General features: G+C 60.1%; 21 protein-coding genes and 1 tRNA gene. 9 read left to right on the plus strand and 13 right to left on the minus strand.

Annotated features, from left to right (window positions below; genetic code table 11):
• Positions 1-6 precede the first annotated feature (6 nt).
• From modA to ACN6KF_RS20525, 4 genes are all read right to left on the minus strand, one after another.
• Positions 7-819 (minus strand): molybdate ABC transporter substrate-binding protein, encoded by an 813-nt coding sequence (gene modA / locus ACN6KF_RS20510; protein WP_434958622.1) that lies wholly within the window; start codon positions 817-819, stop codon positions 7-9.
• Positions 820-1,063: 244 nt separating this feature from the next.
• Positions 1,064-1,717 (minus strand): peptide-methionine (S)-S-oxide reductase MsrA, encoded by a 654-nt coding sequence (gene msrA, locus ACN6KF_RS20515; protein ID WP_434958623.1) that lies wholly within the window; start codon positions 1,715-1,717, stop codon positions 1,064-1,066.
• Positions 1,718-1,820: 103 nt separating this feature from the next.
• Positions 1,821-2,417, minus strand: a complete 597-nt coding sequence (locus ACN6KF_RS20520; RefSeq protein WP_434958624.1) for a hypothetical protein — start codon at positions 2,415-2,417, stop codon at positions 1,821-1,823.
• Positions 2,418-2,424: 7 nt separating this feature from the next.
• Positions 2,425-2,745, minus strand: a complete 321-nt coding sequence (locus ACN6KF_RS20525) for a PetM family of cytochrome b6f complex subunit 7 (protein WP_434958625.1) — start codon at positions 2,743-2,745, stop codon at positions 2,425-2,427.
• Between the two features lie 226 nt (positions 2,746-2,971).
• Between ACN6KF_RS20525 and ACN6KF_RS20530 the strand changes: the two genes are divergently transcribed.
• A tRNA-Ser gene (locus ACN6KF_RS20530) sits at positions 2,972-3,061 on the plus strand.
• A gap of 369 nt (positions 3,062-3,430) precedes the next feature.
• On the opposite strand, the gene ACN6KF_RS20535 is transcribed toward ACN6KF_RS20530, so the two are convergent.
• Positions 3,431-3,838, minus strand: coding sequence for a VOC family protein (locus ACN6KF_RS20535; protein ID WP_434959725.1), 408 nt, complete (start codon positions 3,836-3,838; stop codon positions 3,431-3,433).
• 99 nt (positions 3,839-3,937) lie between these two features.
• Here ACN6KF_RS20535 and ACN6KF_RS20540 point away from each other — a divergent pair, with 99 nt between their 5' ends.
• The 3 genes from ACN6KF_RS20540 to ACN6KF_RS20550 all read left to right on the plus strand — a co-directional run bounded on the left by ACN6KF_RS20540 (position 3,938) and on the right by ACN6KF_RS20550 (position 7,035).
• Complete coding sequence (locus tag ACN6KF_RS20540; RefSeq protein ID WP_434958626.1) at positions 3,938-4,642, plus strand: helix-turn-helix transcriptional regulator; 705 nt, start codon at positions 3,938-3,940, stop codon at positions 4,640-4,642.
• 78 nt (positions 4,643-4,720) lie between these two features.
• The gene (locus ACN6KF_RS20545; RefSeq protein WP_434958627.1) at positions 4,721-5,356 is read left to right on the plus strand and encodes a class I SAM-dependent methyltransferase; all 636 of its coding nucleotides are present in this window, start codon (positions 4,721-4,723) and stop codon (positions 5,354-5,356) included.
• 272 nt (positions 5,357-5,628) lie between these two features.
• Positions 5,629-7,035: a purine-cytosine permease family protein gene (locus ACN6KF_RS20550; protein WP_434958628.1), complete on the plus strand. Its 1,407-nt coding sequence runs from the start codon at positions 5,629-5,631 to the stop codon at positions 7,033-7,035.
• 126 nt (positions 7,036-7,161) lie between these two features.
• Here the strand turns inward: ACN6KF_RS20550 and ACN6KF_RS20555 are convergent, their stop codons facing one another.
• Complete coding sequence (locus ACN6KF_RS20555; RefSeq protein ID WP_434958629.1) at positions 7,162-8,070, minus strand: LysR family transcriptional regulator; 909 nt, start codon at positions 8,068-8,070, stop codon at positions 7,162-7,164.
• Between the two features lie 167 nt (positions 8,071-8,237).
• Between ACN6KF_RS20555 and ACN6KF_RS20560 the strand changes: the two genes are divergently transcribed.
• Genes ACN6KF_RS20560 through ACN6KF_RS20570 form a run of 3 tightly spaced genes read left to right on the plus strand, consistent with a single transcriptional unit; the run spans position 8,238 to position 10,481 of the window.
• Positions 8,238-8,903 (plus strand): DsbA family protein, encoded by a 666-nt coding sequence (locus ACN6KF_RS20560; protein ID WP_434958630.1) that lies wholly within the window; start codon positions 8,238-8,240, stop codon positions 8,901-8,903.
• A 26-nt stretch (positions 8,904-8,929) separates the two neighbouring features.
• Positions 8,930-9,826, plus strand: a complete 897-nt coding sequence (locus ACN6KF_RS20565) for an MBL fold metallo-hydrolase (RefSeq protein ID WP_434958631.1) — start codon at positions 8,930-8,932, stop codon at positions 9,824-9,826.
• Positions 9,827-9,872: 46 nt separating this feature from the next.
• Positions 9,873-10,481, plus strand: a complete 609-nt coding sequence (locus ACN6KF_RS20570) for an NAD(P)-dependent oxidoreductase (protein ID WP_434958632.1) — start codon at positions 9,873-9,875, stop codon at positions 10,479-10,481.
• A gap of 79 nt (positions 10,482-10,560) precedes the next feature.
• On the opposite strand, the gene ACN6KF_RS20575 is transcribed toward ACN6KF_RS20570, so the two are convergent.
• Entirely contained in the window at positions 10,561-11,511 is a 951-nt protein-coding gene (locus ACN6KF_RS20575) for a hypothetical protein (RefSeq protein WP_434958633.1), read from the minus strand.
• A gap of 383 nt (positions 11,512-11,894) precedes the next feature.
• Here ACN6KF_RS20575 and ACN6KF_RS20580 point away from each other — a divergent pair, with 383 nt between their 5' ends.
• Entirely contained in the window at positions 11,895-12,689 is a 795-nt protein-coding gene (locus tag ACN6KF_RS20580) for a class I SAM-dependent methyltransferase (RefSeq protein ID WP_434958634.1), read from the plus strand.
• 79 nt (positions 12,690-12,768) lie between these two features.
• Here the strand turns inward: ACN6KF_RS20580 and ACN6KF_RS20585 are convergent, their stop codons facing one another.
• The 6 genes from ACN6KF_RS20585 to ACN6KF_RS20610 all read right to left on the minus strand — a co-directional run bounded on the left by ACN6KF_RS20585 (position 12,769) and on the right by ACN6KF_RS20610 (position 21,178).
• Positions 12,769-13,989, minus strand: coding sequence for a hypothetical protein (locus ACN6KF_RS20585; RefSeq protein WP_434958635.1), 1,221 nt, complete (start codon positions 13,987-13,989; stop codon positions 12,769-12,771).
• A gap of 58 nt (positions 13,990-14,047) precedes the next feature.
• Entirely contained in the window at positions 14,048-15,313 is a 1,266-nt protein-coding gene (locus tag ACN6KF_RS20590) for a KpsE/RkpR family capsule polysaccharide export protein (protein WP_434958636.1), read from the minus strand.
• The gene (locus ACN6KF_RS20595; protein WP_434958637.1) at positions 15,310-15,975 is read right to left on the minus strand and encodes an ABC transporter ATP-binding protein; all 666 of its coding nucleotides are present in this window, start codon (positions 15,973-15,975) and stop codon (positions 15,310-15,312) included. The genes ACN6KF_RS20590 and ACN6KF_RS20595 overlap by 4 nt, the downstream gene beginning before the upstream one ends.
• 9 nt (positions 15,976-15,984) lie before the next feature.
• Positions 15,985-17,889: a tetratricopeptide repeat protein gene (locus ACN6KF_RS20600; protein WP_434958638.1), complete on the minus strand. Its 1,905-nt coding sequence runs from the start codon at positions 17,887-17,889 to the stop codon at positions 15,985-15,987.
• Positions 17,890-18,080: 191 nt separating this feature from the next.
• Positions 18,081-19,535 (minus strand): mannose-1-phosphate guanylyltransferase/mannose-6-phosphate isomerase, encoded by a 1,455-nt coding sequence (locus tag ACN6KF_RS20605; RefSeq protein ID WP_434958639.1) that lies wholly within the window; start codon positions 19,533-19,535, stop codon positions 18,081-18,083.
• Positions 19,536-20,005: 470 nt separating this feature from the next.
• Positions 20,006-21,178: a polysaccharide biosynthesis/export family protein gene (locus ACN6KF_RS20610; protein ID WP_434958640.1), complete on the minus strand. Its 1,173-nt coding sequence runs from the start codon at positions 21,176-21,178 to the stop codon at positions 20,006-20,008.
• 344 nt (positions 21,179-21,522) lie between these two features.
• Here ACN6KF_RS20610 and ACN6KF_RS20615 point away from each other — a divergent pair, with 344 nt between their 5' ends.
• Positions 21,523-22,899, plus strand: coding sequence for a glycosyltransferase family protein (locus ACN6KF_RS20615; protein ID WP_434958641.1), 1,377 nt, complete (start codon positions 21,523-21,525; stop codon positions 22,897-22,899).
• Positions 22,900-22,950 lie beyond the last annotated feature (51 nt).

A 22,950-nucleotide genomic window follows, 5' to 3' on the forward strand; every position in this document is an offset into this window, starting at 1 on the left:
TCAGCCCTAGTCCTTCAACAAGGTGAAGCCGGCCTTGGCGAAGGGCTTCTGGCCTTCGGAGGTCTTGAGATAGCTCAGGAAGCCAGCGGCGTCCGTGCTGTGCGAAGCTGCCGTCACACCGAAAGGATAGACGATCGGCTCATGCGAATCGGCGGGGAAGGTGGCGACGACCTTCACCTTCGGATCGGCAGCCGCATCGGTGGCATAGACCACGCCGAACTTGGCCTCGCCGCGCGCGACCAGCGCGAGGGCGGCACGGACATTGTCGGTCTGCGCGAATTTCGGCTCGACCGCCTTGAGAATGCCGAGCTTTTCGAAGGCGGCCCGCGCATATTTGCCGGCCGGCACCGTCTTCACCTCGCCCACGGCGATCTTGCCGTCACCGATGGCGCCGGCAAGATCGACACCGGGCTTGAGATCCACCGTCGTGGCAGCATCGGCCGGCGCGATCAGCACCAGGGCGTTGCCAAGCAGCTTCACCACGCTGTCCTGCTTGATCAGCTTCTTGTCGACGCCGTATTTCATCCAGTCGAGATCGGCCGAGGCGAAGACATCGGCGGGCGCGCCCTGCTCGATCTGCTTCATCAGCGCCGAGGAGGCGGCATAGGAGATCACCACCTTCTTGCCCGAGCTTGCCGTCCAGGCCTTGGCCGCTTCGTCGAGCGAGCCCTTGAGGCTGGCCGCCGCAAAGACGGTGAGGTCACCGGCCTGGGCCTGCGCGGCCTTGGCGGCGGAAGCATCCTCGGCCTGCGCCATGGCGGGCGCGAAGACGAGGCTGACGGAGAGAGCGAGAAAAGCCCGGCGGGCAAAGCGCAGCATGGTGAAATCCCCTGACAGCCATGGTGGTTGTATACCCAGGGATATAGCGACGCGGGAGGGAGCGCAAGGCGGGCCGACAGGCGCGAATGTCGCGCCATGGCGGGCAGGCCTGGCCTAGCCAGCACGAATGGAACGGGACACGCCCTCCCCAACCCGGTGGGGGAGGCGTGTCGCGCTTCATTTTACCAAGCGCATACCCGACGATCGAGGTGTGCACGCATGGCTGTCCACTACGGCACCGCTTCTACGCGGCGACGCCCACGCCGATCGGGCAGGAGACGCCGGTGCCGCCCAGGCCGCAATAGCCGGCCGGGTTCTTGGCGAGATATTGCTGGTGATAGGCTTCCGCATAGTAGAAAGGCGGTGCCGCCAGGATCTCGGTGGTGACAGCGCCAAAGCCCTTGGCGGCGAGCGCCTCGTTGTAGCGCGCCTTGGCTGCCTCTGCTGCCTGGCGCTGCTTCTCGCTGGTGACATAGATGCCCGAGCGATATTGCGTGCCGATGTCGTTGCCCTGGCGCATGCCCTGAGTGGGATCATGCGCTTCGAAGAACACCTTCAGGAGCTGATCATAGGAGATGGTCTTGGGGTCGAACACCACCTTCACCACCTCATTGTGCCCGGTGAGGCCGGAACAGACTTCCTCATAGGTCGCATTGGGAGTGAGACCACCGGCATAGCCCACCGCGGTGACCAAAACACCCGGGGTCTGCCAGAATTTGCGCTCTGCGCCCCAGAAGCAGCCGAGGCCGAAATAGGCCGTCTCGCTGCCTTCGGGGTTAGGCCCCTTCAGGGCCGCGCCGTTGACGAAATGGGTATCTGCCGTCTCGATGGCCTCGCCGCGCCCCGGCAGGGCTTCGTCGGCGGAGGGAAACGCCGTCTTCTTGCGAAAGCCGAACATGGTTCTTCCTTCCTGAATTTGGGTGACTTCGCCAATATGGGGGCGCCGGATGCCGTTGTCAGGGGCGGCGCCGATCACGGATATGTCAGAGCCCGTCCTTGGCTCAGCCTGAAGTACAGCGCGCTTCACCTTGCCGTGAAAAAACGCCTTCATAGAGAAGGACTGGAATCTCCTTGCAGGGAGGGGTGCAACTCTTTTCCTTCCTGGTCACGAGCTTTATTTCGTCATTCTTTCTCTGCGAAAAGGTGGCCTCAGCGGTTTTTTCACCACCCGAAGCCAGCTTGCCGAAGAAATAGTAGAAATCCTCATATCTCCCCGGCGGACGACGTGACCCGAAACTCGCGACTGGCCCGCTGCCGCCATGCGGGTTGTCCCCAAGTACAGTCTGATAATCCGTCCAGGCGACCTCCTTGCCCATGCGCAAGATGAGGTTTCCGCATCGATCGCCCTCACCGACCTGAATACCGCAATAGCCTCCCTCGCAAGCAACGATATCCAGTTGGCCGATGCGCCATTGGCTCTTCGATCGCTCGGAAGTGGCTTGTTCGGCCCACCGGCCGAGGATCGGCTTGCTCACCGGTTTGAACTCCTGGCCCCGCGCCGGCCCTGCGCTCCCGTAAGACAAGGCGGTGATGCAGGCCGCCATGAAAGCCGCCATGACATACTCGAAGATCAGTCGGCGAGATGCAGCCCCGCTCATGCTTCGCTCACAGATGCGAGACATAGCCGATCCGGCTTGCCGGCGGACGCCCCAGCCAGAAGAGCAGGCCCGAAACCAGCACCAGCACCAGAGCAAAGGGCAGGCCGAGCAAAGGCGAGACCAGGTTGTTCCACAAGAAGACCGAAAGCGAGGCCTCCACCCAGGCGCGCATCCGGTCGAAACTCGCAGGGCCGAGCCAGAGCCAGACCGCGCGCACCGGCAGGAAGACGAGATGATTGTCGGCGATCGAGCGCGTACCGTCGACCACCGCGGCCACGAAGGCGCCGGCAGCCAGGAACAAGCCGAGCGAACGAGCCAGAAAACGCATCACGCACTCCACCATCGCGCGCTCCCGCCGACGATGGCAGGGCTCGTGCCAGTTTAGCGCAGGGGGCCCCTTTGCGCGTAGGAAATTCGAGCTCGAAGGTGAACGGCCCCGAAGAGACGGGCAGGCGCTCCGTTCCGAGCCACCGAATTGAAAGCATATTCCCCTTCAAAAAACTGCAATCTCCCGTTTACAAATTGCGCCGACATCGCCATAAGCACCGCTCGACGGAAGGGTGGCCGAGTGGTTGAAGGCGCACGCCTGGAAAGTGTGTATACGGGAAACCGTATCGCGGGTTCGAATCCCGCCCCTTCCGCCACCTTGCAGAAAGTGCCAGCGAGCGATTTTCCGCCGCTTTCCCTTCAAAACCCCTATGTTTAAGTAACAGCTCTCCGGATTATCCGTTCAGGCCTCTGCGGCAGGATATCGCGGTGGATCACGTCGGTGGGACATTACACTTGAAAGCGCTCGGTAGGGCATTTTCAGGATCAGGCACAGATCGGCAGACGGGATCCGCCGCGTTAAGTTTGGCCAGTTCCACGGAAGCGGCTCATCAAGTGGGCCTTGGCCGATGCGACCAAACCCATCGGCAAGCCTCGCTCGCGGCGTAGTACCGAACACTCTGCCGGCTGCACCACCTCACCGGACACAGCTTTTCCGGAGGGCGCCCCAGATCTGCTTCATGCCTCTATTCCCCGCCCAGCACCCCAAAGCGTTTTTTCGCGGCCTCGGTGAATGGCATGAACAGCGAAACGGCCGTTCCTTCGGGATCACGGAACTGCACCGAGCGGTTGCCCCAAGGCATCAGCTTCGGCTCGTGCACAACTTCGACCTCCTGCCTCAGGCGCTCGAATTCCGCATCGACGTCATCGACCATGAACTCGAGGATGGCCGTCCGGTTGGCGCGCGGTTCGGCACTGCCTTCCCGGAACAGGGCGACGGTCTCCGCGCTTCCAATGGCAAGTGTGGCACCCGGCGTTACAATTTCGGCAAAGACCGGAGCGAGCCAGGTAGCGGGGCAGCCCGTCACCAGTTCGTAGAAGCCAACCATTGCTTTGACTTCGGCGGCTATCAGGCGGGTTGAAGCAAGTTTCATGATTTGAACCTTTCGCAGGGTGTCCAGGGCGCGGACACGGCGGAAGGACTTGTCGCACAGCGCTGTTGCCACCATGATGGCAACAGGAGTCATCATTTCATGCGCCGCGCCGACCGGTTGTTCCAGATCATCCAGATTTTACGCCGGTCGAGCCGCCCGGTGACGGCAGCCGCACTGGCGGACGAAATCGAAGTTTCAAAGCGAACCATCTACCGGGACATCGCCGACCTGGTCGGCCAACGGGTTCCGATCGTCGGAGCACCCGGCTTTGGCTTTCTGCTCGATGCCGATTACGACATGCCGCCCTTGATGTTGACGCCGGACGAAATCGAGGCGGTCGTGCTTGGCGCGCAATGGGTCGAAGGGCGTGGCGACAAGGTGCTGTCGGGAGCGGCCCGCGATGTCATCGCCAAGATTGCAGCCGTTGTACCGGAGCGCCTGAGGCCGTTTATCGCCGAACCGAGCATTGGCCCCAAGCCGAGCATCATCGTCGCCGAAGATGCCGTGGACACCGCCGAACTGCGGCGCGCGATCCGCGAAAGCCGCAAATTGCGCCTGCGCTATCGCGCCGGGACGGGCAAGGAAGCCGAACGCACCGTCTGGCCGGTCATCCTCGGTTATGCCGAAGCAAGCCGCCTCCTCATTGGTTGGTGTGAGACAAGGCAGGCGTTCCGTCATTTTCGCACCGACCGGATGATCGAAGCCGAGGTATTGCAGGAAACCAATGGCCTGCCGAAGGGAGAATTGCGCCGCCGCTGGCAGCATCATCGTGAGACATGGCGCGCAACACATAGACCGACGTGATCGGCTGTCGACGAGATTGGCCATATTTCGTAGGAAGGCTGCTCGGCAAGACAGTTGCCTTGGTAAGGACATCGCACCATGAGCTTGGCGAGCGACGCGCGTTTCTGGGATCGGAGTTCGCGCAAATATGCCAGGGGAGCGATTGCAGACCAGGCCGGCTATGAGCGTACGCTGCAGCGAACCCGGGCCTTGCTGGGACCCGGCGACCGGGTGCTGGAACTGGGATGCGGCACGGGAACGACGGCACTCGTACTCGCAAGCGGGGTCCAGTCCTATCTCGCGACCGATATCTCGGCCGGCATGATCGCGATCGCCGAGGAGAAACACGCTGCAGCTCCCGCCCCGAGCCTGGCCTTTCGCATCGCCACCGCGGAAGCGCTCCTTCCCGACGCCGCCAAGTTCAATGCGGTTCTAGGCTTCAACTATCTGCATCTGGTTCGCGACCTGCCCGGCACGCTGCGCCGCGTCCATGCCTTGCTGGCGGCGGAGGGCCTGCTCATCTCCAAAACCCCCTGCGTGGGTGAGATGAATCCCCTCATCCGGCTTGCCTTGCCCGTCATGCGCGCACTCGGCCTGGCGCCTCATGCCGGCGTGTTTCGGGTCTCGGCGCTCACCCGGCAGATATCTGCCGCCGGCTTCGAGATTCTCGCCGTCGAGAACCACGCGACAAAGGGCGACGACAACCGGCCTTACATCGTGGCGCGCAAGACCTAGGTAGAATTTCCCGGTGAGGCCCGCGGATGGGTCTCGCTCGGAAATTCTGCAAGTGTTTGATATCCTGCAGGTTCCTCTTGATCGCGCCCCTGGCTCGATCAAGAGGAACCTGCTTAGGCGCAAGAGCCATCATCGGCAGATCAGCGGCTCGGCAGGCATGGACTCTGCCACACAATCCCCTTGACTCTCCCTTTTCCCGCGCGCATTGAGTTAACTTGTATATACATATTACATCATAAAACATTTGCACATCAGCTCTTGGGAGGGGCGGCATGGCAGCAGAGACGGGCGCGATCGAGAAACGGACGATCGACCGGATTCCGGAGGGCGAGCGGCATGGCTCCTCCTTCAATCAGTTCACCTTGTGGTTCGGCGCGAATTTGCAGATCACCGCCGTGGTCGACGGCGCGCTTTCGATCGTGTTCGGTGCCGAGGCGCTTACGGCCATCATCGGCCTGGCCATCGGCAACCTCCTCGGCGGCGCCGTGATGGCCCTGCATTCGGCGCAGGGGCCACGTCTCGGCCTGCCGCAGATGATCTCCTCGCGCGCCCAGTTCGGCGTGAAGGGCGCCACTTTGCCCCTCCTCCTCACCGTGGTGATGTATCTGGGCTTTGCAGCCACCGGCACCGTGCTCTCGGGCCAGGCGATCAACCTGATGTTTGGCGTGGAAACACCCGCTTTCGGCATGATCGCCTTCGGCTTGATCACCGTGATCGTCGCGGTGGTGGGTTACAAACTCATTCACATCATCGGACGCATCGCCACCGTGGTCGGCATCCTGGGCTTTGCCTATCTCGCTTTCCGGCTGTTCGGGCAATACAACGTTGCCGACGCTTTCGGCCAAAAGCCCTTCACCATGGCGACCTTCCTGCTCGCCATCGCGCTCGCTGCCGGCTGGCAGCTGACCTTCGCCCCCTATGTCGCCGATTATTCGCGCTATCTGCCCTCCTCCACCCCGGCCTCGGTGACCTTCTGGTCCACCCTGCTCGGCTCGGCCGTGGGCGCGCAGATCTCCATGACCTTCGGCGCCGTGGTGGCGGCCCTGGGCGGCAAATTCCTGGCCAACCAGGTCGGCTTTCTCGGCGAGCTCGCCGGGCCAAGCGTGGCCGTGCTGGTCTATATCGTCATCGTCACCAACAAGCTGACGGTGAACTGCCTCAACGCCTATGGCGGCTCGATGACCCTGCTCACCACGGTAAGCGCCTATGCTGGCCAGCGCAGCGTGTCACAAATAGCACGCGTGGCCTATATCCTGCTCTTCGTGGCCGGCTCCGTGGTGATCGCCCTGTTCGCCAGCGCCCACTTCCTCTCGGCCTTCAAGAACTTCATGCTGCTGCTGCTGGCGGTCTTCGTGCCCTGGAGCGCGGTCAACCTCGTCGACTACTACCTGATCTCCAAGGAGAAGGTGGACGTTCCCGCCCTCTACGACGTTTCGGGCCGTTACGGCGCCTACAACTGGACGGCGCTGGGCTGCTACCTCTTCGGCGTGCTGGTCCAGATCCCCTTCCTGAACCAGGCGCTCTATGAGGGGCCGATCGCCAAGATGCTCGACGACGCCGACATCTCCTGGATCGTCAGCCTGGTGGCGACCTCGGTGGTCTATTATGCCCTGGCCCGGGGCAGCGCCAACGTCCCCAACGAGATGATCCTGCCCGAGGAAAAGACCGCGCGGGCGTGAGGGGCGCAGTCCTCACGTCAATAGCTCCACGCTGCCCCTCACCCTTACCCTCTCCCCGCTCTTGCGGGGAGAGGGTAAGGGTGAGGGGCAGCACGAACCGACACCACTTGTGGTCGTTTCGCTTTCCTAAGGTTTGCTCCGTGCCCGCTCGAGGCCCTTGAGGATCTCCACGAATAATCGCACCTTGGCCGGGCGGAAACGCGCGGCCGGGTAGACCACATGGATGCCGCCCGCGGGCAGCGTCCAGTCCGCCAGCAATCGGACGAGCCGGCCCGCGGCGATGTCGCCGGCGACCAGGAAATCCGGAAAAACCGACAGGCCGCCCCCCGCCAGCACCATGGCATAGGCGGTGGGCGTCTTGTCCGCGTCGACGACGGCGCTGACCTCCACCGTCTCCCGTTCCCATTCCCCCCGCGAGAACAGCCAGCGTCCCGGCGTGCGCAAGGCATGGTTCGCCACGAAGGGCAGCGCTGCCAGCCCCTTGGGGTCGAGATCGCCAGGAAGGCCTGCGGCAAGCGCGGCCGAGCAGACCAGATGCTGCTGGAACGTGCCGAGCCGCTGGGCCTGGTTTGAGGAATCGGTGAGCCAGCCGACGCGCACGGCGACATCGACCTGCCCATCCACCAGATCCACCACGGTATCGTCGAAGGCGACTTCCACTCGCATATGGGGATAGCGCTGGCGAAAGGCGGCGACGGCGGGGGCGACAACCGCCCCGCCATAGTCGATCTGTGCCGCCAGAGTGAGGACGCCGGTCGGCTCCGCCGCGTCCTTGGAGATCTCCCCGAAGGCGGATTCGGCCTCGCGCAGGATCAAGGCGGCACGATCATAGAAGGCCCGCCCCGCCTCCGTCGCCTGCAGGCGGCGGGTGGTGCGCAGGATCAGGGTGACGCCGAGTTCCTCCTCCAACCTGCCGACCTGATGGCTGACCACCGCCTTGGCGACGCCGAGCCGCTCCCCCGCCGCCGTGAAGGAGCCGGTCTCGATCACCGCGGTGAAGAAGGCGAGCCGGTTGAGATTGAGAAGTTCGGACATGAGCTTGCTGCGCCAGGGTGCCTGCCACCCCAACCTTGCTGAAGGCGGCTATAGGGGAGAACAGCCTCGATCGCGCTTATTGTCTGATTTGATCAGACACTCTGTCAAATTGTTCGGGATTTTTCTTGGCCAGCCGACGAGCCATGTTGGAGGACAAGGAGATTTCGATGTCCACCTCGCTTTCCCCACGCCAGGCCGCCAGCGGGCAGGTCGTGACCTATCTGTTCGATCCGCTCTGTGGCTGGTGCTATGGCGCTTCGCCGATGCTGCAGCGCCTGCGTGAGACCGGCGTCGCCATCAGGCCGCTGCCGACCGGCCTGTTCACGGGGCCGGGCGCCCGGCCGATGGATACGGGCTTTGCCGCCTATGCCTGGTCCAACGACCAGCGCATCGAGCGCCTCACCGGCCAGCGTTTCACCACAGCCTATCGCAAGCAGGTGCTGGAAGCCGAAGGCGGCCTGTTCGATTCGGGGCCGGCCACGCTGGCACTGACTACCGCAGCCCTGACCGAGCCCGCACGTGAACTCGACGCCCTCGCGGCGATCCAGGCCGGACGCTATGTCGAGGGCCGCGACACGACCTCCCTCGCTTGCCTCATCGCAATCCTGCGCAGCGCGGGTTTCACGGCCGCTGCTGACCGCCTCGCCGCGCCGGACGAGGCCCTGCTCGCGGCCAATCGTACCCGCATCACCGAGGGGCGCAGCCTGATGGCCCGCCTCGGCGCCCAGGGCGTGCCGGCCCTCGCCCTGCAGCAGGACGGGCAGCAGCGGCTCATCGCCTCGAACGCGCTGTTCGGCAGTTTCGACAATCTCGTTTCCCACCTCAACGCCTGACGGCATCGATCGGAAAGACCAGACCCGTGATCAGCAGACGCGACACAATCAAGCTCACCACCGCCTTCGGCGCCAGCACCCTCTTACCGCTCTCCCCGGCCGACGCTGCCGGCGGCAAGCTCGCCTGGCGCGCCTTCCAGGCCGACGAAACCGGCTTTTCCCGCATGCCGGTGCTGCTGACGGGCCGGAAAGAAGCTATCCTGCTCGACGGCGGCTTTACCCTCTCGGATGGCCGCAAGCTGGCGCAGGCCATCAAGGCGAGCGGCAAGATGCTGACGACCATCTATGTGAGCTGCCCGGACCCCGATTATTATTTCTCGCTGCGTCCGGTGGTGGAGGCCTTCCCTGCCGCCAAGGTGATCGCCAAGCCGGTGACGGTCGCCTCGATCAAGGCGAGCGTCCAGGGCAAGCTCGAGGTCTGGGGACCCAAACTCGGCGACAACGGCCCGCGCAGCCTGGCCGAGGTGGTGATCCCCACGCCATCGGACCTCACGGCGCTCGACCTCGAGGGCCATCGCATCGAGATCGTCGAGGTGCCCGACATGCATGACCGGCGCTATCTGTGGGTGCCCGACATCAAGGCCGTGTTCGGCGGCGTGCTGGTCAGCGCCGGCGGCCATGTCTGGCTGGCCGACAACGCCGACGCCGCGTCCCGGCAGGCCTGGATCCGGGCGCTCGATGCCATTGCTGCCCGCAGGCCTGAAATCGTGGTGCCGGCCCACCACACCGAAGGCGCTCCAGAAGGCCTCGCTACCGTCAAATTCACCCGCGACTATATCGTCGCCTTCAACCGCGAGACCGAGAAGGCCAAGGACAGCGCGGCCTTGATCGAGGCGATGAAGGCGCTCTACCCCAAGCTCGGCGGCCTCGATTCGCTCGATCTAAGCGCCAAGGTCGTCAAGGGCGAGATGAAATGGGGCTGATCGCCTCCCTTCCCGCCAAAATCTTCCCAACCGAAAGGAAAGCCAGATGAAGATCGCCCTGATCGGCGCCACCGGCAATGCCGGCTCGCGCATCCTCGCAGAACTCGTCAGCCGCGGCCATGAGGTCACCGCCATCGTCCGCCATCCCGAAAAGGTGCCGGCCAATCCGAAGGTCACGGCCCGCAAGGGCGACGTGCATGACAAGACCGGCCTTGCCGCTCTGCTCGCGGGCCACGACGCGGTGGTTTCGAGCGTGCATTTCACCGCCAGCGATCCCCACGCTTTGATCGAAGCCGTGCGCGCCTCGGGCGTGAAGCGCTATCTCGTGGTGGGCGGCGCCGGCAGCCTGGAAGTCGCCCCCGGCGTCACCCTGGTGTCGACGCCCGAATTCCCGGCCATCTACAAGGAAGAGGCGACCAAGGGCGCCGAGTTCCTCGCCATCCTGCGCGGCGAGAAGGATCTCGACTGGACCTTCCTCTCTCCTTCGGCCCTGTTCGTGCCGGGCGAGCGCACCGGCAAGTTCCGTCTGGGTGGCGACCAACTCCTGACCAACGACAAGGGCAGCAGTATCTCCTTTGAGGACTATGCCGTCGCCCTGGCCGACGAGATCGAAAAGCCTGCCCACAGCCGGGCGCGCTTCACCGTCGGCTATTGATCCGCGACGGCCTTGTCCCGGGTATTTTCCAGAAAAACTGACAGACTTTTCGATTGAGACAATACGTTAAAACAAAGAGTTAGAGCAAAGTTCGCTTCGGAGAGATCGCGCTTTGCTTTAGCGCCGCGAGCAGTTGCTCATAGGTCGCCGCCAGGGTCCGCAAGATCCTGGCGGCGGCCCGGCCGTCTCCGGCAACCAAAGGCTGCTGCAGGCCACCGATCAACCGCGCCTGCGCATCCATGATGTCAGCGGCATCGTCATGGCGAGCGCGGGTGAGGCAGGTCGCACCATCGGCGGCCCGCCGAGTCCCAACCCGCACCGCGAAATGGATGAGGTGGCCGCGCAAATCCTCGTCCAGCCCGCGCTCCAGCCGCTCCGCCAGCGCCAGGGCGGCCTCGCCATTGCCGAGGCTGGCCGGCGGCGCATTCGATGCCTCCTCCATCGACAGCCAGCGTCGTCCATGCGGGATGGCAGCCCGGATCGCCACCACCTCATCGACTGCCTGCTCGCGCACGAATTGCGTGCGCATCGTATAGGGCTCGCCATAGTCGATCGTCTCCGCGCGCCAAGCTGCCATGAAGTCGGCCAGCGCCAAGCTGGCGTAGGGATAACCCTGCGGATCGTGCATCAGCACCCGCCCCTCCGCCACCGCCAGCACCACGACATAGTGATCCGCTCCAATCGGGCCTGTCATGCCGGGCTGATGGGAAAGATACCCCATCTCAACCGGACCGACCCAGACCGGCCCCTTGCGCAGCGCCGCCTCCAGCCGGGCGAGCGACTCGCCAGCGCTACCGCCGCTCTCGCGCCGCGAGCTCCAGCCGAGCAGATCCAGCGCCGTCTCGAAGCCGGCCTCGGGTGTCCAGCCATAGGGGTCGAAGAAGGGAAGGCCGCCAGGAAGTACCTGCATGCCGAACGGGCTGCCCGTGGCAAACTCGATCACCGCCGTCGACGGTGCCGCCGCGCCGAACATCATGGCAAAGGAATTGGCGTAGCAATAAGGGCCGGAGCCGACATAGGGACAATGCATGCTGTCTCGTCTCGCCTGACAAGGAGATGGAGACGCGACAAGGGGGGCAAATTTGAAAGAATTGTCAATGGTGTGAGGGTACGTTGAACTCCACATATATATGCCGTAAAGATAATATCAAACATTTTCTACCCGATGATCGATTTCAACCTATCGAGACCTTGTAATGTTTAAAACACCTCAACGTAAGATAAGTTTATCCAAAAATCTTGGAGAGAATCCTCAATACTAAGCAATCTGAAGGGAACTCATGAAGCGCCCCCAAACGCAGATGGAATTGGGACATGCTAAAAGCGTTGAAACAGGCAAGTAAACGATCTGCCATAGCTCTTCTCGGACTTACTCACACCAAAGAAAGTAATTTAAGAGAAAGGATGGAGGATATGACGAAAAACCAAACACCGACAACCGATATTTCTTTAATTTCCAAAAGCATTGAAACTCGCGTTCAGGCGATTGAGTTAGAAATTAAGGTAATTCGTGAACAGATGCTGACTTTCGACAAGATTCAAACCGAAGGATCCGCTTCGCCAAACACCATTCGGAGCGCTTCCACAAGAGAAGAACTCCGCGCTCACGTCGCCCGGATCACCCCCACCCTGGAAGGATGGTGCTCCCCCAGTAAGGCGGAACTTCTATCCAATCTCATTGTGGAGAATGATTGTAAAAATGTCGTTGAAATTGGAATTTTTGGTGGAAGATCCCTTATTCCAATGGCACTTACCATGAAATATCTGGGCCGCGGCCAGGTTTGGGGTGTCGAGCCCTGGAGCAACTCCGTGGCAGTAGAAACTGAAACAAACGCGGTGAACGATGCGTGGTGGGCATCGGTGGATTTCTCAAAGATCAAGAGAGGTTATTTCGAAACTCTCTTTCGCGAAGATCTGCTTTTGATTGCTCGTACCCTCGAAGTTTCCAGCGACGTTGCCTATGAAGCCCTGAAACTTTCCAAATACGACCTAATTCACATCGACGGGTCGCATTCCGAAGTGCAGGCCTACAATGATGCGGTCCGCTGGGCCGCCCTATTGGGCCCGAATGGCATATTGGTCTTCGACGACATTGCGTGGCCCAGCGTGGCCAAGGCGCGCAGATGGATCCTTGATAATTTCGAAGTCCTAAACGAGGTTTATGAAAACGACTCGGTCAGTTACGGCGCATATCGAAAGCGGCAATAACGGACGGCAGCCAATCAATAATTATCTGATAGCCTTTTGGATCACCAATGGCAAAAGGCTATCGGATAATCTCAACGATTCAAAACTTCAGGGCTCGCCATAACCACGCGGGCTTATCGGAATATCTTACCGATATTATATCGCCTGGCATCAATATTACCATACAAGGTACGGTATCACATGCCCTTGCGCGATTAACCAGGACGGAAGACACCTGACCGCCGAATATGTTGACGCTCGACGGCTGCACATGCGCATTCGAGATCGTCTCTTCACTGGCTGGAACAGGAGGGGTAACGGTCAGGTCTTGCAAAGCACTTTCCCAGATTATACCGGATGTCCCTTCAAATAATTTACCGGCGCCCCCATAAGCCATGTTCTTGAAAACATTACCGGAGCCAGCAACAGCGTTAATTCCGATCGTGCCTGGATCTGAAAAGCTCAAAACCCCTCCAATGAACGTATTGGACTGGACCGCCTTCCCGTCGATCAACAGTTGAACCTTGTTAACTTCCAAATCTATTGCGTCAAAAAGGTTTCCGTTGATTGCATCGACATCTCCCGTCAGATTTAATCCGGTGTGACAGTTTCCGGCAGAGAGCTTGATGGTATTCATCGATCCTGCCGTCATTTGTATGCCGACCCCCTGCCCTAAACCGTTACAATTTGCCGTTGCAAAAACACGGCTCATGTACAAACCATTGAACTTGAGTGCGACGCTTTCTTTATTTTCTGAATCGTTATTTACAACAATATTGTCGAGATTGAACCCGTTCAAGGCATCCGAAATCGACGTGGAGAAATTAACGAGAACCTTGTCGGAATTTCCAGAAAAGCTGATGCAGCGAAAATCACCGTAGAATAGTGCCGTGGATGAAGTAAGCGTAAATCCATATCCACGATCAAACGAGATTCTGGAGCTACCGCCACAAGTCCCCCAAATGCGCGGTCCATGCGAATGGGGAGGCATATTCATCACGAGATTATCTGTAGCTCTGTAAATCCCGGTCGGTAAAAACAGACATGGGGACCTTTGAGAGCGCGCTTCGGCGCTCAAGGCCAGCCACTTCTTCAACGCACGGGTGTCGTCTGCTTCCCCATCAGCAATTGCGCCGAAATCTTGAGGTGAGAAACACCTCTCACTTAAATCTCGACGCGCATAATCTCCCCCAAACTGATCTGCGTTTCTATTGGAATCTTGCGCTAGGGATTGCGACACGAAAGAACCAACGCCGACAATCAGAGAGAAAATGATATTTGCTGTTACTCGGGCAATATGATTGAAATTTGCGCTAAGCATGGATCGCGTCAAAATCGATATATTCGTCCCTCGATGTCTATGCGTTTCACAAGACCTGTCATGCATGCTCTTTTATGCTCCGAATGGCGATGATCAGGAATATCCAGACGCCGAGAGCGGCCACAAACGTGATCAAGATATCCTGAAATCGCTTCGGATAGAGGGCTTCCTGTGGCAAAGACGGCGATACGAAAGCAGCAAGATAGGTCATCTGGCGGTTGGCCTGCTCCCGAGCCTTCTCCAGCGAGGCCAGCGACGCCTTGTAGTTTTCCTCGGCAAAACGCCTTTCCGCGGCGAGTGCGTCGAATGCCCCGATATCCGCACTGAGCGGACGGCTGGCGTCCTCCGGCCCGGCGTTCGCTGCGCCCTTGTTCGTCAGCCTGCTTTCCGCCAAGGCGACTTGCGCCTGCATGGCACGGACCTTGCTTTCGGTTGCCCGCACGGTCGGTGAATCCGCACCCATATATTCCTTCTGCACGGCTAGGTCGGCATTGAACTTCGCCAATTGCTCTCGCAGCTTCGAGACGGCCATCAGTCCGCCCTCGGCTTCCTTTTCGGGATTTATGGTGCCCCTCGTATCCCGCAGCACGCGCTGATCGGCTAGGACGTTGCGCAGACGCTCTTCCGCCCGCGAGACCTCCTGCGTGGCTCCGCGCACGGCATCGTCTCGCGAACGCCGGGACAACTCATTCACCAGGGTCTCGGAATGCGCCAAAATGGATTGGGCCAACTTCTGGGAATCCTGAGGAGAAAACGCCCTCACCTGGACGGTCACGGACCCCGTCGTCAGATCAAAGAAGGGGTCTACGCGCTTGTTCCAATATTCGACGACTTTCTCACTGGAGGCATCCTGCCCCAGGCGCGAAAACCAATCCGTCTCCGTACCCCCGAATACCTTCGAGAAATCGTATTCCGCGCGAAGCTTGTCGACCAGTTCGCGGCTTCGGATGTATTGCACGACGACATAGGAATCGAGACCGATCTGCGATGCCGACGCCATGCCCTGGAACATGGCGGTGGCGTCGTTGCGTGGCATATCGGCCGCGCGCACGCCAAATCTGAACTCGGATTCATACTGGGAGCTGGCAATGGCCAGGAAATAGAGGGCGGACACCACGGTAGGCACGACGACGATGACCAAGAAGGTTGCCAGGGCACCGAACCGCCTCCGAGGCTTTCGCTTTGGCCTGACCGGGCTCACCGGTTGCGCAAGGCTCGGCATGCCCGCCCCGGCGGGCTGCAGCTCGCCTTTTCCCGGTGGAACAGGGAGGTGGTCGGAGGCCGATGCGACAGGTGTCTCTTTCCTGAGCGCTAATTTGCTCATGGCATGCCTTCCATCAGAAGAGACTCATAGCTGTCCATCGCTTCGGTGACTGTCGAATGAAGCGTGAACCGGCCAGAATCCAAAACGGCCCCAACGTCGCAATAGTCCCGTATTGTCGCGATATTGTGAGAAACCATTATTAACGACGCCGTATCGAGTCTGGTTTCAAAAACTGCCGCACATTTTCGACGAAACCTTGCGTCACCGGTCTCAATCGCCTCATCCACGAGATACAGGTCAAAATCGATGGCGAAGCTGGTCCCGAAGGCCAGCCGGGCGAACATGCCTGACGAATAGGTACCTACCGGCATGTCGAAATAATGACCGAGTTCCGCAAACGATTGAACCCAATCAAGCATCTCTTCGGCCTGCATCCCGTAGATGTCGGCAAGAAAACGCACATTGGCTCGGCCCGTGAGGTCGGGATGAAAGGTGCCGGTAAAGCCGATTGGGAACGAGACCCTGCCGTTTCGATGAATTTGCCCCTTGTCCGGCAACTCACTCCCCGCAATGAGCCTGAGAAGCGTCGATTTGCCCGCTCCATTGCGGCCGAGCACACCGACCCTCTGCCCACGCGGGATTGAGAAACTCGCCTCCTCGAGCACGACCCGCCGCCCACCCTGCGCGGCAAACGACTTTCTCACTCTTTGGAAATCCAGCATGGCACCTCGCTAATGCAGCTTGCGACGGAGCGCGCGCTCGAGCATGACGCTGAAGATGAAGGTCCCGCCCGAAACCATGATCAGATATCCCCGATCCAACCAGGGCGGGTTATATTGATTAAAGAATCCATTCCTAAACCACTCGATGCCGACAAGTAGGGGATTCCACACCAATATATCTCGCACGAATACGGGCATAGCTTGTGCCATGTAAAATATTCCGGACGTAAAATACAAAACTCTCTGCAGAGCTTCCCATGTCTTTTTCCAAATCGGAAACAGAGATGACATCACATGATTGATGATCATCAAGCCAATTCCGAATATCCACAAGAAGAACAATGAAGACAATATGGCGTCGAAATTATTTATGCCTCTGAAGGCTCCAATGGCATAGAGCAGTATGAATATTATTACGGCGGTTGCCGTACTGATGATCAGCTCGGTTAAAGCCTCGGCCCAAAATATATCGAAGGTTCTTAGAATTGGAATGTCGAGCAGGTGCTTATGGGCTTGATGCCCCCCGACGCCATGGGCGCCAAGATGGGTCACCAGGAGGAAAGGGATGATACCGGTCGCATAGAAGAAGAACCAGTGATCGCCGAGGGGTGGCCGGCCATGCATCATCACGCTCATGACGGCCCAGAGCGTCACAATATGGATAAGCGGCTCGATCAAAACCGTTGCAATGCCAAACTGCGATCGACTGTCCCTCAGGCGCAGAAAGCGCATCGTCAGGCCCCAGATGACACGGCCATGGATTGCCATCTGATGGCCAATGGAACGCGATCCTCCTCCCGGAAATCCGTCCATGCGGTCGCGGGAGCGCGGCAATGGCTCAATCAGTTCGGCTGAACCAAGAGGGGTCGTGTCGATTTCGGAGCGTTGTCTCTCCGCAAGCGTGATCCGGAAGTCGCGAAAACGGCTGTCTCCCGGCGCCAGGGCCAAAGCCGATCCGATGGCCGTGCGCGCCTCGTTGAGCTGGGCGTCCTCCCTCAGGTGATGGGCGAGGGCGTAAAAGGTGAGCGGGTCGGTGGGATTGAGTTCGGCCGCCCGGCGCATGAATTCGATCGCCTGGCTCTTGAAGCCGAGCTGCTTTGAAAGCCCCCCGACATGCACCCAATATTCGGCATTACGCTCGTCGAGGCGGATGGCGGCGAGCCCCTCGCTCAATGCCTCTCTGAGATTTCCCGTGAGAGTGAGCATGCCGCTGAGCGTGCGCCGGTAAGACGCCGCGGATGCGTGCTCCGCAATCAGGTCGCGAAGCAGGCGTATCGCATCCTGGAACCGACGCAGGGTCGAGAGCAAATGAACATAGTAATTGGCATAAGCCGTATTGCGCGGGTCTCGCTCCCGGCAGGTCAGCGCCAGAGAAAGAGCCTCGTCATTGTCACCCAGCATATGGTGGGCGTAGCTGTAGTTATAGAGCGCGTCCGTATCATCGGGATAATGGGCGAGGACGTCCTTGAGAACGAGCTTCGCCTCGGCGAAATCCTGCATTGTCATCAGGATATGCGCCGCACGCTTGAGGACGCCGTGATCCGGCCCGAGCCGCCGGATACCATCGCGCAGAGTTTCGACCGCTGCGCCCGTATCCCCGACGCCATGGAGCGCTTCGAAGAGAGTTGAAAAAGCGCCCCAGCCGGCATCGGGCTGAAGCACGGCTGCGCGGCCATAATGGCAGGCATTTCCAAAATCCTGCTGTGCCAGCAGGACGTTCATCAATCTGTCGCTGGTGCGTCCATCATAGGCAAGCCTGTCGGCCATTGCCTCAAGGAGGGCCAGGGCGCGCTCGCTCTTTCCCTCCCGAGTCAAGCTATCGACGCGTTCCAGCAGAGAATTCACATCTCCGGAGGCGATCAGGCGATCAATCGCGTCTTCTTCAATCAGCCTTTCGTCAGGCAAGGCCACCATGCCGCGGTCTGCTCCGTAACGCTCCGCAATTCGCCTCGTGCAGGATGCAAGCACTAGACCTCGGCATCTTGCTCATGAAATGAGGCGAACATCGTGATGCTAGCATAGCCCCGATGTGAAAACTTGGCACGTCCGCACGCCACCGCTCTCAAAGCGGCAGCGGCAGTCCCCGTCTCGACAGGACGAGCGGCTCACGACGCCTCGCGGTTGTAGACGTCTTCAAGGCGGATGATGTCGTCCTCGCCGAAATAGCCGCCCGTCTGCACCTCGATGATCTCCAGATCGATCTTGCCGGGGTTTTCCATGCGATGTACCGCTCCGATGGGGATGTAGACGGATTCATTCTCATGCACCGACTTCACCTCGGTACCGACGGTGACCAGAGCGGTGCCGCGCACCACGATCCAGTGCTCCGAGCGATGATGATGCTTTTGCAGGGACAAGCGTCCGCCTGGCTTGACCACGATGGACTTGACCTGATGGCGCTCGCTCAGATCAAGCGAGCGATAGCTGCCCCACGGCCGGAAGGACTGCCGATGCTCCTGCGTCAGTGCGGCATGGCTGGTCTTGAGCCCTTCGACCAGAACTTTGACGCCGGCGGCATCGTCGCGGCGGGCGACCAGAATGGCATCGGAGGTGGCGATAACGGCAACCTCGTCAAGCCCAACGACAGCAACCAGCGGCCCATCCGTCGAAACAAAATTGGCGCTGGCATTGACGAAAGCAGCCTGCCCCCGTGCGGCATTGCCGGCCTCGTCCTGGCCATGGAGATCGCGAACCGCGCTCCAGGAGCCGACATCCGACCAGTCAAAGGCGGCGACAACCACCGCGGCGCGCACCGTGCGCTCCATCACCGCATAGTCGATGGAGCGCGCCTCGGCCTGCGCAAAGGCCTCGGCGTCGAGACGCAGAAAGCCGAGATCGTCGTGCTGGGCGGCGACGGCGCTTGTTACTGCGGCGGCGGTCTGCGGGTCATGGATTTCGTACTCGCCGAGCAGCACCCCCGCCTGGAACAGGAAATTGCCCGAGTTCCACAAGAAGCCCTCGGCAACATAGCGCTCCGCGGTCGCCGCGTCCGGCTTCTCGACGAAGCGAGCCACACGCCGCCCGCCCGCGGTGATCTCCTCGCCAGGCTCGATATAGCCATAGCTGGTGGCCGGGCCGGTAGGCTCGACGCCGAAGGTGGCGATAAGGCCGACCTTGGCGACAGTCGCTGCTTGTCGGCATGCCTGGCGGAACCCCTCGATATCCCGCACCATATGATCGGCTGCCAAGGCCAGTACCAGGGCCCCCTCGCCGAACCGCTCGGCGATGTGGTGTGTGCCGGCCAGAATGGCAGGCCCCGAATCGCGGGCCTGCGGCTCCAGCAGCACGTCGGCTTCGATGCCGAGCGCTTCCAACTGATCGACGACCAGAAAGCGGTGATCCTTGTTGGTGACGATGACGGGACGCCCAAAGAGAGCGGGCTCGGCGACCCGACGTAGGGTCTCCTGAAAGGTCGACAGTATCCCGAACAGCGGCAGGAACTGCTTGGGCCGGTTGGAGCGGGAGGAGGGCCAGAGCCGTGTGCCGGAGCCGCCGCACATAATCAGAGGATGGATCAGGTCAAGCGACCCGGATTTGAATGCCACGATTTCGGACGCCACACACATCTCCAACAGGTTCACGCCTCACGGCGAATGGCAGATCACGGCGCCAATGACGTAAGGATTCTCGGGCATAGATACCAATGCCTTCATAGCAGGCAAGCGGCATCTCAGAAAAAAATGACAAAGATGTGACCTTCTTCTCTATTCCGTACCCTACTTTTTCACGAACTTAACGCATCAACTCCACAGAGACAGGCTGAGAAACGGTTACAATTGACCTTTCCGATGAAAAACGCCATAGCACCATTGACACCTCGAACAAATACCCTCGAATTTTCATTCACGATGCGAGTTATAAGCAAAATATTACCTCTCTTCCTCCAGGGAAGGATCCCTCGTACGGAGCCGCATTCATGAGTACGGTATCATTACGGCAGGGGCCACCGTCGCGGCTCGAGCAAACACAAACGCCCCGCCCTTTCGGGCGAGGCGTGCTTGCAAAAATCGATCGGCTGGAGAACCGGGACTTAGCGCCCGATCGTCGAGAGATTGGCGCCAGCGCTGACGATACCCACGCCACCACCGATCATCTGCAGGAACTTGCTGAGGTCGGTCGAGGGTGCGTTCGAGATGTAGAGCACGTCCTTGTTGCGCATCAGGAAACGTTGCGACCACAGGAAGGAGCCTGGATTCTTCATGTCGAGGCGATAGACTACGGGTACACTGCCCGAACGATAACCGCCCGGTGCCGCTCCGCCCCTGAGTTCGCGATAGGCGTCTGCGTCTTCATAGCGGAACACGAAGACGCCACTGGCATCCGAACGCTGGTCGTTGAGACCGCCGGACTTGCCGATGGCTTCCGCGAGGGTGACCCTGTCGCTCGTAAATTCGATGGTGTCATTTTTCCCAGTAGCGCCGAGCACGGTGAAGGTACGCGGCTCGCGGTAGATGAAGAGTTGGTCGTCCGCGCGCATATAGATGTTCTCGCGTGGGTTGGAGACCAACGAGGTCAGGCTTTCCACGCCGGTGCGCGACCCGCGCGTCAGGCGAACGAAGAGATCGTGGGCGGCTGCCCGCGGGCCACCGGCGAGGGCGATCGCATCCAGCACGCGCGTGCCCTTGACAGCGAGGGGGAAGCGTCCGCCCTGGCCGACTTCGCCGGACACCGTGACGAGATTGGCGGCATTCTGGGTGAGCGTGACCAGCACCTGCGGCTCGATCGCCTTGGACGACAAGGCACTGACGACGGCCTGGCCGACCTGGGCCGGGGTGCGGCCGGCGGCGACGACACTGCCGGCATAGGGCACATTGATGCGCCCGCCGCGATCGATCTGCTGGGGCGGCAACTGCACGCTCTTGCTGCCTGCGCTGCCGGTGGCGTCGGCGGTACCGAACAGGCCGCCCGAACTCGCCTCGAAAATCGAAACCGCGACCATGTCGCCCACGCCCAGCGTGCCGCTCGATGGCGGGCCGCCGGCAGCAAAGCTACCAAGGAAGCCGGTCGGCCGATGCCGCGACAACACGGCGACGGTCGCGGCGTTGACGTCGAAAATAGAATAGGGGCTCGCAACCGCCCGTCCCTGCGCGCCACCACTCTGCTGGGTGTTCAGAATGGTTCGGGCCGTAGGCCCGGCGTTCGGCAGGCTCGAGCAAGCCGCAAGGCTGGCGGTGATCAGGAGAATGACTGGAATACGCAACACTTCAACATCACTCACTTTTCAACAGCACCATAATTTCTCACCACTAGTTGGGCACGACAAGCACAGAAGGCATTCTTGGTAAAGAGGATCACCGACAAGCGGCAGAAAACACCAAATTTATGTCCACCTTATTACCCCTGCAGCGAGGCCAAGCCAGAAGCCACCAGCCGCGCTGCATTCTCACAAATTCTGCAGATCCATTGGCCGTTTCACCGACCTGATCCGACATGTCGTCGTGGGACGCCTTCCCATCTTTCGCTTTCGTTTCGAGCTCCCTAAGGGTAAGTAGGAACCCGAATTGTGACGCTGGGGCACTCGATCTGAAAGGTCCAAAGGAGAGTCGCGTGACAACCCAATCCTCTTTGCAAATTTTCGACAGCGAGGCAACCGATTTTTCCTCAGACCAGACAGCCCGTTCTCGGCAAAAACCAAAACTTGCACTGATAAGCACATATGATGAACTATGCGGTATCGCTGCGTACACTACACATATTAGAAAACAACTAGAAGATCACTTTGAAGTTACAGTGTTTGACCTGGACCAGTATTTCTTGCGTCATGCCAATCCGCGAGTGATCAAACTCGGAGATATGCATATCAAGGAGATATGCGCGAAGCTTTCATCCTTCGATGCGGTCAACCTCCAACTCGAGTTCGGAACGCTCGGCCGGGACGATATTGACATATTGCGCAGGCTGCGCTGGATCATCAATGCCGCGCCAGCGATTTCCGTAACGTTTCATACAATTCTGCAATCTCAACCGCTCAGTGCGAAATCTCTCCTGCAGAAAGCCGCGCGCCTGCAGTTTACCAAGGTATGGGGGGAGATAAGATCGAGCCGGCGCACCAATCGCCTGGCATCGGTCCCATTCCAGTTGCTCCGGTCGTCGCAGCGCCGCAGGCCCACCAGCGTTATCGTGCATACTAGGCGAGACATGCGTTACATGCGCTTCGTCAACCGCCTTAACCACGTTTATGATCACCCTTTGGCGTTCCTGACCCCCGAAGACGCTAATGCCTATCAGCAGGCCTCACGGACGGAATTTCCGCTGCTTGCAAACTTGCCCAAGGACGCAAAACTGATCGGCGTATTTGGATTTCTCGGCCCTTACAAAGGGTTCGAGACGGCAATCCGCGCCCTCCATCTACTGCCACCGAACTATCATCTTCTCGTCTTCGGCGGCGTGCACCCGCAGACGATACGCAAGGAGCAGAAGATCGATCCCTACATCCGGACCCTGCTGGATGAGGCCTATATCGGGAAGAATCTTGTCGACCAGCTTGAGAACTCAGAAGTTACCTTGAACTTGTCGCTCGATTCTTCTGCATCCCTGGCTCTCGATCAGCACCCCAAGGACCTCAGCCAGCGCATCCATTTCATGGGAGCCCTCCCGGACGAGCAGTTCGCCCGAGGTATGGCGATCTGCGATACCGTGGTCTTTCCTTACCTTGAAGTGGGGCAGTCGTCGTCGGGGCCCATAAGCCAGGCAATCGAGCTCGGCTTGCGCGTGATCGCCTCGCGGACGCTGGCTTATCTCCAACTCGCCCGCTATCACAGAGACGTGATCGAGTTTTTCGATATCGGCAATCATCTGGAACTGGCGCAGCGCCTGCAAGCTCCGGCAGCCCACCCGACCGAAGCAAGAAATATTCAATATAATACCGATACAAACATGCAAATCTATCGTATGGCCAACGGCATCAAGGTCGATATATCCTAAGTACGCTTGGTCCTCGTCGTTCGTGATCTACCGCCACGAGAGGTTCGCCGG

The organism is Labrys methylaminiphilus subsp. lupini (genome assembly GCF_051161885.1).
Lineage (GTDB): Bacteria > Pseudomonadota > Alphaproteobacteria > Rhizobiales > Labraceae > Labrys.